This is a genomic window from Pedobacter sp. (genome assembly GCF_041645105.1).
Taxonomy (GTDB): domain Bacteria; phylum Bacteroidota; class Bacteroidia; order Sphingobacteriales; family Sphingobacteriaceae; genus Pedobacter.
Window position 1 is genome coordinate 547,362 of sequence record NZ_JBAZQQ010000004.1, and the last position, 17,199, is coordinate 564,560.

Here is a 17,199-nt window from a genome sequence, read left to right on the forward strand (position 1 = left end):
GCTGCTAAATAGGAAATGAGGATACAGATTATAAGCGACTTGCATCAGGAATTTGGGATTTCAGACTTAAATTTTGAAAATGCTGATCTTGTCATTTTAGCTGGGGATACCAATTTAGGTACAAGGGGAGTTGAATGGGTTAAAAAATATATTCCTGGCAAGCCCGTGATCTATATCCTTGGGAATCACGAATATTATAAAGGAACTTACCCAAAAACACTACATAAAATCATCGACGCCTCAAAGGACTCAAATGTAACCGTTCTTGAAAATAACAGAATTGAATTCAATGGGATAAGGTTTCATGGCACAACCTTATGGACGGATTTTTCGATGTTTGGAAGTCCTGTTGAGTATGGAATTATCTGTCAAGCTAAGATGAATGATTATAAAAAAATTCGCCGAGATCCTTCCTATTCTAAGTTAAGAACTATAGACACCTATAAAATTCATCAGTTTTCAAAATTGTGGTTGGAGGAAAGCCTGGAAGAATCTAAAGATTATAAGAATGTGGTTATTACACATCACGCACCTAGTATAAAATCGGTTCCTGAATTATACAAAAATGATCCAGTAACTTCTGCGTACGCTTCTAATCTTGAGGATTTGATTTCTAAATATAATCCTCTGTATTGGATACATGGACATATTCATACTCCAACAAGATATAAGATAGGTAAAACAGAGATTGTATGTAATCCACATGGCTATCTTGATGAAAAATATAATGGTTATAATAAGGAGTTAATAATCGAGATATAAGGACAATTTATCTTGCAGATCAGTTATAGCATAGTTCTTCCTTGTCAAAACATGGCTAAATATCTGTGTTTGAAATCTGAAATTCAAAATAATCTCCTGTTAAAGCATTTTGAAATGATTGCTTTCGGAATTCTATATTGTTTTTTCGCGTCGTTTTGGTGGAATCCACCAAATTTGTAATAAAGTAACACTTTTGTTCCAAAGCTTATTACGTTTGTTGCTGAGCAATTCTTAACGAAAGATCTCAAATTACTCCGTTTTAGATGGCAGAAGACAAATGTTAATACCAATAATCAGGATAGACAAAGAGTTCTGTATTTGCAAGAGGTAGCACGACATCTATAAGGAATAAAATATGATTATCTTGTTATCAAGCTATTGTGAAATGGGAAATATAAAAAACAAGAATAAAATCGGAAAAGATGTTTCAACTCAGGATATTGGTTCTGTAGTTAAATATACAAATGCCCCGTTTTTCAAGAAAAAGGATGAAGAGGCTATTATATTCCTCGAAAAGCATCCTGTTCCTATCGATTTCTGGAAAAATTAACATCCATCTTTCTATTGACATTAAGGCAGAGACGCCGAAAGACGATAGTGTGATTGTACCTTTTGCTCCATCATGTTTCCTTATCTATCAATCGAAACTAAATTCAACGTTTGAATAAACATCTTTCTCTTTTCCAGTTATCATTTGTATTGCAAGTGGAGAATTACAGAATCCTTCTTGTGTTAATGTTTCTTTTATTGCATTTGGCAGATTGGAGTTTATTCTAATTATGTCTTTATTAAATTCTTTCAGTTTATCAGCATAGTAGTCTAGCTTATTGGCATAAGCACTGCTATCGGTAAGTATTGCAACTTCACGTTGTTTAGAAATTATAATAGAACAATTTAAAGCTGAATAAAGCTAGATAAGTAATTCGGAAATATTTATTTATAATTGCTAAGGGAAAGATTGGATTAAGCAGTCAATAATGATTAATTAGTATGGCCTATTAGCAATTATGGTAAGTTACAATAAGTATACAGATGATCAGTTGGCTGAATTATTTCGGGGAGGTGATCGTTTGGCTTTTACTGAAATTTATAGACGATATAAAAGGCTCTTGTACATTTTTGCTTTTAAGCGCTTGGGCGATAAAGAACTTGTAAATGATTTGCTTCATGACTTGTTTCTTGCGCTCTGGCAGAAGCATGATGAAATAGATTTACAGTTTGCACTGTCTACTTATTTGTATAGTAGCATCCGAAATCGTATCATAAACATCATTGCGCATAAACAAGTCACAGCGAAATACACTGAAAGTTTTAACAAGTATGCTGCACAAACACATAGTTCAACCGACCACTTGCTTAGACATAATGAACTTTCTGCATTAATAGATAAAGAGATTGAGGCTCTACCAAAAAAGATGCGTCAGGTTTTTGAACTGAGCAGAAAGACTAATTATTCACGGAAAGAGATTGCCCAGGAATTGGGACTTTCAGAGGAAACTGTAAAAAGTCATATGCATCATGCTATTAAAATTCTGAAAGTAAAGTTTGGACCATTGTTGATTTTAGTGCTCTTAATGAATTCTTAAAATTATTTTATTTTTTTTTAACCCTTGTCCGGCATTCGACTGTCTAATGTTTTAATAATCCTCAGTTGGATAATTTAAGCCATGGACAATAAAGAAATAACGAGTCTGTTAAAAAAATTCCGGGAGGGCACAATCAATAAAGAAGAAAAAGCTTTTTTAGAGAATTGGGTCTTGTTTGGTGAATTCACTGAAAGGGAATTGTCAGACGATGAGCTGGATACGGAATTAAATAAAATTGAAAGTAGGCTTAATTTAAATAAAACTGTAAAGCTTTGGCCTCGTATCGCTGCCGCTGTTGCTATTCTTTTGATAGTTGGTTCGGGAATAATATTTTATATCGACAAAACAGATAAGGAATCCATAGCATATACAGATGTAGTTTCACCAGGATCTGTTGGTGCAACGTTGACTTTAGCAAATGGCAAAAAGATAAAGCTGGATGATGCAGCAAATGGTGAACTGGCAAAAGAATCTGGTATCATCATTAGCAAAACAGCATCTGGACAAATTATTTACGAAATTCAGGAGCAGGTTTCTGATATCAATAGTGTAAATACCTTATCGACAGCAAAAGGAGAAAATTATTCTATCATATTACCTGATAAGTCTAAGGTATGGCTAAATGCAGCTTCAAGTTTAACTTATTCTACTGCTTTAAATGTGAATAAGAAACGGGTGGTTGAACTAATGGGAGAGGCCTACTTTGAAGTTTTTCATGATAAAGCACATCCCTTCATTGTTGAAACTAAAAATCAGACACTTGAAGTTTTAGGAACACATTTTAACCTGGCAGCTTATCCAGATGATCCTGTAATCCGAACTACTTTATTGGAAGGGCGAGTAAGTCTTAATAATCAAACAAATAAGGTCTTTTTAACTCCCGGCCAGCAGGCCACGTTAAGTCAGGTCAAACCTACATTTAACGTGAAAGATGTAAATGTAACGGATGCTGTGGCATGGAAGAATGGTCTTTTCGCTTTTAAAAATGAAAGTATCAGATCTATTATGGAAGAAATATCACGATGGTATGATGTTGATTTTGAGTTGCATGGAGACATTGAGAATAAAACCTTTGGAGGTACAGTGTCCAGATTTAGTGATATAAGGGAAGTATTGAATGTTTTAGAATTAACAGGGGCTATTCATTTCAAAATAGAAGGAAGGAGGATCATCGTTACGAAATAAATGATTACTATTTAATTCATAAAATCTCTCAGAAAGCCAAGGGTATTGGCGTACCCCTGGCAATTTGCTCCAAATTAGGAGCGAAGATTATTTAAAGTATTGCTGTTAACAACCAAATAAATAAACCTAACCAAATGTATAAAATTAATAGTGCATTTCCTTACAGGGGCTTATCCCGTGTACAGGTAAAATATTTGAAAATTATGAAACTCATGCTTTTGCTGATGACCATAGGTGTTTTTCAAGTGAGTGCTGCATCTTATGCACAGAAGATCAGCCTAACTGTGAATTCTGTTCCGCTAGAAGATGTTCTTAGAAAACTTGATAAACTGAGTAACTACAATTTTGTTTATGATACAGAAGTAATAAAGGGAAGTAAACCTGTAAGTTTATCTGTGGTAAACATGAACTTGTCGGAAGTGTTGACCCTTTGTATGCGAGATCAGAACATTACTTTTCTGTTTACTAAAAATACAGTAGTGCTGCGCAGAAAGGGAGATGAGGTAGATACACCAATTCAATCAATGATTACTGGAACTGTTAATGATGAGCAGGGAAGACCTTTACCCGGGGTTAATGTAAGTGTTAAAAATAAGGGGACAGGTGGAACGGTGACCAATAGTGATGGGCATTATTCCATCAAAGTCCCAAGTTCAACCAGTATCCTTGTTTTTTCATTTATGGGTTTTTTCACTCAGGAGAGCATTGTATTAAACAGGAAAACGGTAAACATAACGTTAGTAGTACAGCCAAAAGATCTTGACGAAGTAATTGTTGTAGGGTATGGAGAGCAAAAAAAGGGAGATTTAACGGGGTCGATTTCCAGTATTTCAGAACGGGATTTAGAGAAAGTATCTACAGCAACCTTTGACATGAAATTACAGGGAAGAGCTTCAGGAGTAATGGTAACACAGACTTCTTCTGAACCTGGAGGCAATGTGAGTATAAGAATAAGGGGTAGCAACTCAGTCTCTGGAAGCAATGAGCCTTTATATGTTGTTGATGGTTATCCTTTGCCTGCTTTAGGAGAAGCTTCTGGTAATGGATATGGACAGGAAGCCAATCCCCTCTCCGGAATAAATCCAGACGATATCGAATCCATACAAATATTAAAGGATGCTTCTTCTACAGCTATTTATGGGTCAAGAGGAGCTAATGGAGTGGTATTAATTACCACAAAAAGAGGTAAGGAAGGTAAAGCTAACATAGTTTTTGAATCATTAACCGGGGTAAGTAATATCATCAATCTTCCTGAAATGGGTACCGCTCAGCAATATGCACAGGAACGAAATGATTACGCTATATCTTTAGGCCAGCAACCTCCTTATAACGGTAGTAGCGTTCGTTTGCCCTTACCCGAAAATGCGGGAATTGGTACAAGATGGGTAGATCATATTCTTCGTACAGGTGTGACTCAAAAATATCAGATGAGCATAAACGGAGGGAATAAATTCTCAAGGTATAATATTTCTGGTAATTACTATTTGGAAGAAGGTGTTATTGTAAATTCGAAATTAGGCAGAGGAAATATAAGGGTAAACTTAGATAATGTTATTTCTGATAAGTTTTCTATTTCTACAACTATAAATCTTACTAATGGTAAAAATAACAGGGTTCAAGCTGGAGGCATTGCCGTAAGTCGACTTGCAGACCCTATACTATTAGCATTAAGGGCAAATCCAGTTGTTCCTGCAGATGCTACTGGAACGGGTGAATATGGAGGAATAGCTTATGGTGATTCTGATGGAACATTCTTTGAAAATCCGGTAACCCTGGCAAAAGATAAACAAGATATCATCTTGAACGAAGACTATTTTGCATCGGCAAAAGGAATATATAAAATCAATACAGATTTGGTGGGAGTGGTTAATCTTGGTACCACAAGAAGATATAGCCAGCGCGATATTTATTACCCAAGAGAAACAACAGCATTAGGCTTTCAAAACAATGGATACGCCTGGGTCAACAAATATCAAAGTGAGGACTATGTGCTGGAAGCGTATTTAAAGTATAATAAAGTTTTAAGTAATGACCATAGGTTTGATATTACAGCGGGGACTTCATTACAAGAGAATATAATCAAATCCCATACATCATCATATTTAGGGTTTCCGGATGATATATTGAAAACAAACGGTTTACAGTTTGCTACATCTATAAATATACCTTCCGTTACTAAAGCAGAAAGAAGTTTGCAGTCATTTTATCTACGTACTAATTATTCGTATTTAAATAGATATTTGTTTACTTTTTCGGGGAGAGCAGATGGTTCATCTGTCTTTGCAAAGAATTATAAATGGGGATTATTCCCATCTGGTGCATTTGCCTGGAAAATATCAAACGAACCTTTCTTTAGATCCATCACTCCGATTGTTTCAGACTTAAAACTTAGAACCAGTTATGGTGTTACAGGGAGCCAATCAATAGCACCTTTAGGTTCTCTTTCTCAAATAGGTAATGCCAATTATGTTTCAGGAGAAACAATCGTATCGGGCTCAAGTTTTCGGACTGTGGGTAACTCAGATTTGAAGTGGGAACAAACAGAACAGGTAAATATTGGTTTAGATGCTGCTTTCCTTAAAAATAGAATAAAACTGACTATTGATGCGTATCAAAAGTCGACGAACAGGTTACTTCAAACTCTAAATATTCCTACATCTTCTGGATTTTCAACAATGTTGGTAAATATGGGAAGCGTTAGAAATAAGGGGCTGGAATTTGATGTGTCGGGTGATATTATTAAGAGTAGGAATTTACAATGGAATTCTTCTTTTAATATTAGTTTTAATAGACCTACGGTAACTGATCTTGGTACCAATACAGAAATATATGGTTCGGGACCTGCTACAGCTCCGGTGTTTTTAAGAAGCGTTCCTCTTACAATTATACAGGTGGGAGGATCTCTGCCAATGTATTATGGTTTGGTGGCAGAAAGATTGATTCAATCTACAGATTTTAATGCAGCAGGGCAACCCACTTTTGCAATGTTTAATAATGAGAAAAGACCAGGGCAATGGCTGTATAAGGATGTAAATAACGACGGAATAATTAATTCTTTTGACAGGCAGATAATTGGAGATCCTAATCCGGATGCCATTTTAGGATTTAACAATGAAATTAATTATAAAAATTTCACACTTAATATCTTTTTTCAGGGAGTACTGGGCAATGATGTGATGAATGTAGGTAAAGCTTATATGAGCACAGGACTAGTTAACTTAAATAAGTATGCAGACTGGTATGAAAATGCATGGACACCGCAGAATCCCACCAATGATATTAATTATACTGCTTTTGGGACTGTTCAGGATAACCTTGTCCCAGGGAATTATTACATAGAAGATGGTTCTTATTTAAGATTGAAAAATGTTGGTTTGGCTTATAATCTGAAGCTAAAAAAAGGACCTGTAAAGAATCTGATTTTTAATGTCTCAGCTACCAATCTTTTAACTATCACCAATTATTCAGGCTTCGATCCTGAAGTTGGAATCTTTGGTAAGAATAATTTGTTACCATCGCTGGATTTAGGTTCATATCCAAGGGCTACTTCAATGTACTTTGGAATTAAATGTCATCTTAAATAATTTAAATTAATTTTTATGTTGGTAAAAAAAATCACACTGTCTATCATATTTTTAGTTCTTCTCTCTTCCTGTAAAGAACTAGATGAAAAAGTATATTCTTCTCTTACACCTGAAGTTTATTTTAACAATGCTTCTGATGCTAAAGTCGCCCTTTATGGCGTCTATAATGTTTTAAACAGACAGCATTTTTATACAAATGATCTGTTTGTTATGGCACTGCTACCTAGTAAATATGTATTAACAAGAATGGCTACACACAAATCTTATGTCAGTTTTAATTTTGCTGTTACAGATCCAAGAATTTCAAGTGTATGGACCTCTTTGTATGTCACTATAAATAGAGCAAATACTATTATAGATCGTGTTCCTGCAATAAATATGGATGAGACTTTAAAGCAGCAATACATCGGGGAGGCTAAGTTTCTTAGAGCCATGTCTTATTTCTACTTAGTAAGATTATTTGGTGGTGTTCCTCTGAAAATTAAGGAAACAGTGAGCATTCAGGGAGTTCACGCACCCAGAGCAGGTGTTCAGGATATTTACAACCAAATTATCGAAGATTTACAATTTTGCGAGACAGCTCTTCCTCCACAAAGGCCAATAACCGAACGTGGGAGAGCTACAAGGGCCGCTGCTAAAAGTTTGCTGGGAAAGGTATACCTGACTATGGCAGGGTATCCTTTGAAACAAACAGATAAGTGGGAATTAGCCAGGGAAAAGTTGAAAGAAGTTATTGATGATAAAGCCATATATAATGTTGACTTATTGCCGGATTTTAAAGACTTATATGATGTAAACAAGGAAAATGTAAATAAAGAGGCAATTTTTGCTATTCAATTTTCTCGTACTGTTCCTGATCAGGGAAGTACTTTGGCTTTCTTTTCTGCCCCTTTAAATTCAAACTTTGCAACTTCTTATGGGGCATACAATTATGGATTTACTACAGCATTCAGAGATTTGTTTGAAGTAGCAGATACACGTAAAGACGCAACTGTAGTATCCACATACAAAGCATTTAATGGCGTTACAGTTACTTATGGGGGGAACTCTAGTAATTATTTTCATCCAAATGGGTTGGCTTTGGGAAAATATCAAGACGGACCTGCCGGTACTGCACCTTCCAACGTCAGACATGCAAATGACATCATGTTGTTGCGTTATGCGGATGTCTTATTAATGTACGCTGAAGCTGAAAATGAGGTAAATGGTCCCGGTGCTGTAGGTGACCCTAATAGCGCTATTACAGCATTAAATGCAGTGAGAGGAAGGGCTAAAGCTACATTATTAACAGCTGTTGCCGGAGGTACAGGAGAGTTTAGAAATCTTGTTTATATAGAGCGTGTTAAGGAACTAGCGGGAGAGTTGCATGAATATTTTGATGTGCAGCGGTTAGAAAGACTGGAAGATCATGTTAAAAATTCGTTTGAAGCTAATCTTGCTGGAATGCTATACAATCCTCGATCTTATCTATATCCGATTCCTGATGATGAAATAGCAAAAAATAATGCTATTGGCATTGAAGATCAAAATCCTGGTTATTAGTAACTCTTAATAGTATTTATTTATTGTCCACAGGTGAAATGGGATTACCCATTTCGCCAATGGATCACTATGGAAATTTTAAACATAAAGAAGCATGAAGATAAAACTCATTATTTTTTTATCCTTGGTTTGGAATATATCGTTTGCAAATGATATCATCTTTCATGAAAAATTTGATAAAAAAAAGAGCGACTTAATTAACTGGAAATTTACACCGGAAGATTCCTGGTCTGTTTTATCCAAAGCTGGGCCTGCCGGAGATGGCAGTTTGGTCGTTAGAGGAGGGACAGGCAACCATGAGGTGTCTTTCCCCGTAACATTAAATTCAGAAAATGAACAAACATTACGGTTAAGTGTATGGATAAAAACCGAAAATGTTAATTACAGACGTGATGCGATAGTAGAGATTATATTTAAAGGAGAAAGGTACACTCAGCAGTTGCGTGATTTTAACCGGAATAAAGGCTATAGTTATCTGGAAAAAATAATGAAAGTGCCTGCTGGTTTGCGAAAAGCTACCATCAATATTATTTTCTATGGGCAAAGAGGATCTGCATACTTTGATGAAATAAAACTAGAAGATATTAGTGGAAGGAATAAGCAATCGCTTTGGGCTCAGAATGCTACACCCTATCAGGTAGAAAGGAAACCACTTATAGAAAAACAGGCGCATTGGCATGCGAATTTGCCTTACCGTATAAACGGTAAGCTTGATAAGGATTATTCTGGAGACCCTGTCTGGACAGACCTTGATTTTGCAAGGTTATTGTTGGCTGCCGGAGAGCTGAATCCGGTAGACCCATCCTCGGTACGTGTATTTGCTAAATACTCTGGAGGAAAAACAGAAGAATGTACAGTTGCTTTTGGCGACCCCATAGCTATGCTGAGCGATCATTATATACGCAATGGAACGCTGAAATGGCGTGCCAAAAAGGGAGCTATTGCGTATGAGGTTTACTTTGCCCCAGCCGGTAATAAGGGACCACTTCCGCAAAAGAATAATCTGCATTTGGGTGTAGGTGAATTAATTAACTATCCTAATACTAGTAAGAACTTATTATGGGCAGGATGGCCGGGAATGGGGTTGGAAGTATTGGATGTTGACGGTGATGGTGATTTGGATATCTATGGGAAAACTGTGGACGGTGGTATGTGGTTGCATCGTAATACGGGCTCTAATCAATCGCCTTTATTTTTACCGCGAAGCAGACAACTTATAACAGATTTAGACCCTAGTTTTATCCCCGAAGATATTTTAATAGATTGGGATGGAGATGGACATAAAGACAGGGTTTTTTATGTAAAGAATCCTCGCTCTAACCGTGTAGATAATATGGAAGCCGCTATTTATATTCAGCTAAACCGTAATGGGAAGTTGGCTAAAGAGGTGTTGCTTACCTATATAAATGGTGAACCGGTGAAATTTATCAACTCTTCCTGGTTCTCGCTAAAAGCAGGTGATTTTGATAATGACGGAAAGCCAGACCTGGTTGTTGGTTCAACTCAGGGATATGCAGAGATATTACTGAATAAAGGTCTTAAAAATGATAAGCCCATTGTTGTTAATGAAAAAATGCCTTTAAATGTATTTAAGAAACAACCCTACGAATCAGGAGACATGTCTTTAAAACCTTTTCCCATAGATTGGGATGGAGACGGTAAAACTGATTTAGTTTTTACAGCATGGCAGGGATTTTATTGGATTTCTCTAAATAAAGGTAAAAAAGGGGAGCTTAAATTTGATAAGCCAGTTCAGCTTTATCAGGAAGGAGGGGTACTGGTACACAATGATTCGCCGGCTCCTTATGCGGTAGACTGGGATAATGATGGTGATTTGGACATTATTAGTGGCGGATGTAGTGGCAACCTTATGTATTATGAGAATGTTGCAGGAAAAGGATTGCCCCCAAATTTTAAAGCCGGCGTCTATTTAGCGTATGATAACAATGAGCGTATTTTTATTAATGCAGTAAAAGCAGGTGGTACGGTACAAGGAATGGAAGAACAATATTGGGGATACTTAACTGTTGTTCCTGCAGATGTTGACCACGATGGCGATTTGGACTTGATTATTGCTGATTGTTTGGGGAAAGTAAGTTGGATAGAAAATATCGGCAATAAAAAAAATCCTAAGCTGTCTGCAAAAATCCATGAATTTTTAGTAGATGGTAAACCTTTGAAAACGCCTTGGAGAAACAGGCCGGGCGTTGCTGATTGGAACAAAGACAATAGATTGGAGCTGATATTACTAAATGACGATAGCGAATTGGTATTTTATTCACAGAATGCGAAAAATCCTTCAATACTTCATAAATCAGGTCAACTAAAAGATAAAAATGGAAAAAACATCTTAATTAAGAGACCTCCTGCAAAGATTCCGGGAGGTAATGGCCGTTTACAAATAGATGTTGCAGACTGGGACGGGGACGGCAATCTTGACTTGATTATGGGAGAACCACGTATGTATTTAGGTGGTGGAAACCTTACTATGTGTTTAAATAAGGGCACCAATCTTAATCCCATCTTTGAATATAGTATTCTTAATGCTCGTAGCGGTCGTTTCGTAGAGTGGACAGGTTCAGACGGACATGATGCCTGGCATTGCACGTATCCTTGTGTGGTTGATTGGGATAATGATGGTAAGATGGATATAATTACTGGAACAGAATCTGGAAGATTTGCTTTTTATGCAAACGATTATTTCAAAGGAGATAAGTTCCCCGTATTTGAAGCAATGGCATTTGAAGCTAAAGAGATTAACGGTTCAGTAAACAGAATACTGGACTTTAGTTCATTGTCTCCATTTACAGCAGCATTAAATACGCATAATGTACAATTGCAATTATTGCCTGAACAAGCAAACCTGAGCTTAATCAATGACAAGGGAACACTGACCATTACTTCGCCCAAAAGTGGGGAGACAGTAAGTGGAAAAGTGAAATTTATAGCCGATGTTTCTTATCTCAATATTGTTTCGGTTGATTTCTATATCAATAATGAAAAAGTGGCTACAGAAAGTCAGCCCCCGTACATCGCATTCGGAGACGACAATTTTTGGGATACTACCCAACATGGGGACGGTGAATACCGTCTTAAAGCAGTGTTGACTTTGTTTAACGGTAAAAAAATAGAAGTTGTCCAAACGAATAGAATTAAGAATAACAATAATAGAAAGAAATGAATAAATGTGTTTTAATAGCAATAGTATGGTTTCTGTCAGGTTCTGGTTTTGCGTTAGGGCAGATATCTGTTAATAATCTGCGATGCGAATTGCTGGTTAATCCTGTAGGAATTGATCAAGAAAAACCTAATCTGAGCTGGGAGATAACGTCCACACATAGAAATACGCAGCAAACTGCTTATCAGATTTTGGTTTCGGAAAATGAAAATACTTTGAAATCAGGTAAGGCAGAATTATGGGATTCAGGAAAAATGGCTTCGGATAGTTCAGCATTTGTAAAATACAATGGTCCAAAATTAAAAAAGAATACCAGGTATTTCTGGAAAGTAAAAATCTGGACGAATAAAGGCGAGTCTGCCTGGAGCGATTTTGCTCATTGGCATGTGGGTTTATTAAATTATAAGGACTGGGCATTTACGCAGGTGGGAGAGATGCCATTTAAAGACTGGGGCGGAAGATGGATTGGTTTTGACCGTCGTTTTCCCTGGGATGGAGACCTGAAAAATTCAAGGCTATCTGCCCGTTATTTCAGGAAAGAATTTACCAATAACAGGAAAATCGTTTCGGCAACGGCTTATATCATTGGATTAGGTTTGTACGAACTGTATATCAACGGAAAAAAGATAGGGAATCATGTTCTGGCGCCAGTGCCAACTGATTACACCAAAAATATAAAGTACAATGCTTTTGACGTAAGCAGTTACATACAAAACGGGAAAAATGCCATTGGTATTGTTTTGGGTAACGGGCGTTATTTTACCATGCGGCAATATCTTCAGGAATATAAAATAAAAACTTTTGGTTTCCCGAAACTGATGTTTAACCTGATTTTGACTTATGATGACGGAACAGAAGAGGTGGTTTATTCTGATGATTCATGGAAAGGAACAGCCGACGGGCCTGTAAGAGCTAATAATGAATATGATGGAGAGGAATATGATGCCAGGAAGGAAATGTTTGGATGGAATAAAACCGGCTTTAACGATAGGGATTGGCTGAAAGCAGAATTTGTACAGGAACCAGGGGGCAATTACGAAGCACAGATGACTGAGAACATGAAAGTGATGGACAGTATAGCACCGGTTTCCATTACTAAAATATCGGGCAATCGTTATATCCTTGATTTCGGGCAGAACATGACAGGGTGGATGAAATTTTCTGTCCAGGGAGAAAGAGGGCTGCAGGTGAAACTGCGTTATGCGGAATCTTTAGAACCCAGTGGAGAGCTGTCTGTCGCCAACCTCAGAGATGCCAAAGCACAGGCACTTTATACCCTTAAAGGAAGTGGAAAAGAATCATGGGAGCCTGCTTTTGTGTATTATGGTTTTCGTTATGTAGAAGTCAGCGGATATCCTGGTATGGCACAAAAAGAAAATTTTCAAGCCAAAATGGTGTATGACAATATACGTACTGTGGGTTCTTTCGAATCATCAAATGCTCTGCTTAACCAGATATATAAAAATGTATGGTGGGGCACTGCAGGAAACTATAAAGGAATGCCTGTGGATTGTCCGCAACGGAACGAAAGACAGCCCTGGTTGGGCGACCGGGGTATAGGTACAATAGGTGAAAACTTTATGTTTGATAATGCCCGCATCTATAAAAAAATGCTGAATGATATAAAATTAGCGCAAAAATCTGATGGTTCTTTGCCAGATGTTGCTCCTGATTTCTGGAGGTATTATAGTGATAACATGACCTGGCCGGGAGTAATGCTGCTAATTACAGACATGCTTTATACACAAACCGGAGATTTTTCTACTGTATGTGAAACCTATCCGGTAATGCATAAATGGCTGCATTATATGAAAGAGAGGTTTATGACCGCTGATTATATCCTTAATAAAGATAGCTACGGCGATTGGTGTACTCCGCCATTAACTATCGAAGAGGGCAGGGGAATAAGCGCTAATCAGAAATTTCCAAGCCCTTTGATTTCTACCGCTTATTATTATCATTTTACGAATATGATGGCGGATTACGCCCTGTTACTGGGTAAAAATGAAGACGTTGCTTATTATAGAGGGTTGGGTGAAAAGCTTAAAAGAGCATTTAACGATACTTACTATAATTCTGATGGCTATTATGGTAAAGGAGAACTTACTGCTAATCTATTGCCTATATATTTTGGAATGGTTCCGGCGCAGAATTTCGATAAAGTTTTCAAATATGTTATCCATACCATTGAGACGAAAAACAAAGGACATTTAAGTACGGGAGTTATAGGTACACAATGGTTAATGAGAACATTGACGCGATACGGCAGACCAGATGTAGCGCTGAAAATAGCCACTCAAAAAACATATCCAAGTTGGGGTTATATGATTGAAAACGGAGCTACCACGATTTGGGAACTGTGGAATGGTAACACAGCCGCTCCTGATATGAATTCTCAGAATCATGTAATGATGGTCGGAGATTTAATGGTTTGGTATTACGAATGTCTTGCCGGAATTAAGGCTAGTAAAGATAAGCCCGGGTTTAAAAAAATTATCATGTCACCAGAATTTGTAAAAGGACTTGATTTTGTGAACGCTTCGCATCATGCCCTTACTGGATTGATTAAAAGTGAATGGAAACGGGAAAAAGGCAAAATATATTGGAAGGTTTCCATACCGGCAAATACTAGTGCAGATATACATATTCCAACTTCTTCATTTATGAATATAGAAGAGAATGGTAATCCTATTTCAATGATTAAGGAAGTCGAATATCTGCGCAATGAAGATGGAAAGCACGTTTTTAAGGTGTCTTCCGGTGATTATACATTTAAATTTTAACAAAATAAAGAAATGAGAAAACCGATTTTATTAGTGATTACTATTTTTTGTCTGGCCGTTTCAGTAAAGGGAGCAGTTAGGTTGCCGTCTATTTTTTCAAATCATATGGTACTGCAACAAAACGCAGAAGTGAATTTCTGGGGTTGGGCTGGTGCAACACAATATATAAAGATTGTCCCTTCATGGTCAAAAGATACAGTGACTGTGCGGACCGACGGTTATGCGAAATGGAAAACTATACTAAAAACTCCCAAAGCCGGAGGACCTTATACCATAACATTTATTGCTTCAGATAACAGAATTGTACTGGAAGATGTGTTGATCGGTGAAGTCTGGCTTTGTTCAGGACAATCCAATATGGTGTGGAATTCGCTGAATAAACATCAGGAGATGTTAGATGAACTGCCCAATATCAATAATGATCAAATAAGGATTTTACATATCCCTAATGTTAGTTCTTTAAACCCCCAGGATGATTTAAAAGCTTCATGGAAAACTGCAAGTCCGGAGAGTATTAAAGGATTTAGTTCCATTGCTTATTTCATCGCTAAAAAATTGCAGAAAGAATTGAATGTACCTATAGGTGTAATTAATTCAAGTTGGGGGGGGACACCTGCAGAAGTATGGACGCCAGAAGCAGTTGTTAATGGTAATTTAACATTGAAATCTTATGCGAATTTACAGAAACCGGCAATAAGCCGTCCGCATACTCCTGGAAGTTTATGGAATGCTATGATTTATCCTTTGGTAAATTATCGCATAGCAGGAGTTTATTGGTATCAGGGAGAATCAAATGTATCAACATGGCAGGGATATAGCCAGCTTTTTTCTAATCTGATACAATCATGGCGTGAAGCATGGGGATATGAATTACCCTTTTATTACGTACAAATAGCGCCACATGATTACAAAACTGGTACAAGACATCTTTCTGCCTTGTTAAGGGAACAACAGACAATGGTGCTTTCCTTACCTAAAACAGGTATGGTCGTTACTACAGACTTAGTGCCTGATATAAAAAATATCCATCCTGAAAAAAAGATTGAGGTAGCCAACAGATTGGCAGACCTGTCTCTGGTTGAAATATATGGGAAAAATAAAATTGATTATAAGAGCCCTGTGTACGACCGGTTAGAAGTGAAAGGAGATAGAATTATCATCCATTTCAAATACCTGAATAACGGACTTTCAATAAAAGGTACTGCACTTACAGATATTTATATAGCAGGGAGCGATGGTAATTTTCAGGTAGCAAAAGCAATAGTTCAGAACAATACTTTGGTTGTATCATCTAAAGAAGTGAAAAAACCAGTCGCAGTAAGGTTCGGATTTACAGATATAGCTATGCCTAATTTATTTAATAGTAATGGATTGCCTGTATCGCCTTTCCGTACGGATGACTGGAGTAATTAATTAATCATTTTTTAAATTTTAATAGGTTAATCATGAAACTAAAATCAATTTTATCTGCTGTTTTATTGCTTACATTACTTTTTTCAAACATATCATATGCACAAAAAGCACAATCTATAAGTTTTTCGCCAAACAACTTATTGGTTGTTAGGGTTGGTGATGGGAATTCAGGTTTAAATGCAGATGCCGCTCCGGTATTTTTGAATGAATATACAACAACAGGAAGCGTGGTTCAATCAATTCCTATGCCTGTTTCTGGTAGAGGATCTCATGGAGCTTTCGTTTTATCGGGAGATAATCCATCACAAGGTTATAGTTCCTTTTCAGCTAACGGACAGTTTGTAACACTTATTGGCTATGACGCCAGTCCGAAAACAGCAGCATCAATATTAAAGTCGATTAGTACACCTAAAGTTATAGCTCTTGTTTCAAAAAGGGGATTGATACCCGGACGTCTGAACCTAATGATATTATCGATACCAGAACAGCTGTTACTACAAATGGAAAAGATATTTGGTTTGCAGGTCAGAAAGAAGGTATTAGATATATCTATGCCGGAACTAATAAATCGGAAAGGATTGGCCCTTCTAATCCGAATGCTGGACGTATTTTAAGTATATATGATAATCAGCTGTATATAAGCACTTCTAATACAAGCGGGTATATTACAAAGGTTGGAACAGGTACACCTACATCATCAACAAGGGTTTCTCCTGTAATTCCTCATGTGCCTGATTTGAATTTTCTTGTACATGGCTATGTGTTTTTTGATGCAGATCCGTCGGTGCCGGGAGTAGATTTGCTTTACGTAAACGGAGATCAAGGTATAGGATATTTGCGTAAATATATTTACGACGGGGGCCGTTGGACTGAAGTTGGAGTAGCTGCAACCGGAGCTACATTTAAAAATGCAGCTTTAACAGGAACAATTAAGGAAGGGAAAGTAGTACTATACGCATCAAATAATACTAAGATCACTAAGATAACCGATAATGCCGCATTTAATGATAAGTTAAATGTAAAAACAGAGGTGTTAGTTTCTGCTGCTGAAAATACAGCTTTCAGAGGTTTAACTTTTACACCGGACTCTAAGCCCATTTTGGTGAAAAGATAAGAGGCATTAATTCCGGTATTGGTAAAGAACAAAAAATGATTGGATTTAACGA

11 protein-coding genes are annotated in these 17,199 nt (G+C 36.9%); all 11 read left to right on the top strand.

Annotation, left to right across the window (positions count from 1 at the left end; all coding sequences use genetic code 11):
* The first annotated feature begins 15 nt into the window (after positions 1-15).
* The 11 genes from WC623_RS15610 (at position 16) to WC623_RS15660 (ending at position 17,147) form a co-directional block, all read left to right on the top strand.
* A complete protein-coding gene (locus WC623_RS15610) occupies positions 16-762 on the top strand; it encodes a metallophosphoesterase (RefSeq protein WP_372852698.1) in 747 nt (248 codons plus the stop codon).
* Between the two features lie 385 nt (positions 763-1,147).
* Positions 1,148-1,312: a hypothetical protein gene (locus WC623_RS15615; protein WP_372852700.1), complete on the top strand. Its 165-nt coding sequence runs from the start codon at positions 1,148-1,150 to the stop codon at positions 1,310-1,312.
* A gap of 457 nt (positions 1,313-1,769) precedes the next feature.
* Positions 1,770-2,348: an RNA polymerase sigma factor gene (locus tag WC623_RS15620; protein ID WP_372852702.1), complete on the top strand. Its 579-nt coding sequence runs from the start codon at positions 1,770-1,772 to the stop codon at positions 2,346-2,348.
* A gap of 81 nt (positions 2,349-2,429) precedes the next feature.
* Positions 2,430-3,533, top strand: a complete 1,104-nt coding sequence (locus WC623_RS15625) for a FecR family protein (protein WP_372852704.1) — start codon at positions 2,430-2,432, stop codon at positions 3,531-3,533.
* A 134-nt stretch (positions 3,534-3,667) separates the two neighbouring features.
* Positions 3,668-7,117 (top strand): TonB-dependent receptor, encoded by a 3,450-nt coding sequence (locus tag WC623_RS15630; RefSeq protein WP_372852707.1) that lies wholly within the window; start codon positions 3,668-3,670, stop codon positions 7,115-7,117.
* Between the two features lie 15 nt (positions 7,118-7,132).
* Positions 7,133-8,659, top strand: coding sequence for a RagB/SusD family nutrient uptake outer membrane protein (locus WC623_RS15635; protein WP_372852709.1), 1,527 nt, complete (start codon positions 7,133-7,135; stop codon positions 8,657-8,659).
* Between the two features lie 94 nt (positions 8,660-8,753).
* Positions 8,754-11,840, top strand: a complete 3,087-nt coding sequence (locus WC623_RS15640; protein WP_372852711.1) for an FG-GAP-like repeat-containing protein — start codon at positions 8,754-8,756, stop codon at positions 11,838-11,840.
* A complete protein-coding gene (locus WC623_RS15645) occupies positions 11,837-14,620 on the top strand; it encodes a family 78 glycoside hydrolase catalytic domain (RefSeq protein WP_372852713.1) in 2,784 nt (927 codons plus the stop codon). Before WC623_RS15640 ends, WC623_RS15645 begins: the two co-directional genes overlap by 4 nt.
* Positions 14,621-14,632: 12 nt before the next feature.
* Positions 14,633-16,033 (top strand): sialate O-acetylesterase, encoded by a 1,401-nt coding sequence (locus WC623_RS15650; protein ID WP_372852715.1) that lies wholly within the window; start codon positions 14,633-14,635, stop codon positions 16,031-16,033.
* 32 nt (positions 16,034-16,065) lie between these two features.
* Positions 16,066-16,647 (top strand): hypothetical protein, encoded by a 582-nt coding sequence (locus WC623_RS15655; RefSeq protein ID WP_372852717.1) that lies wholly within the window; start codon positions 16,066-16,068, stop codon positions 16,645-16,647.
* Between the two features lie 122 nt (positions 16,648-16,769).
* A complete protein-coding gene (locus WC623_RS15660) occupies positions 16,770-17,147 on the top strand; it encodes a hypothetical protein (protein ID WP_372852719.1) in 378 nt (125 codons plus the stop codon).
* The last annotated feature ends 52 nt before the right edge of the window (positions 17,148-17,199 follow it).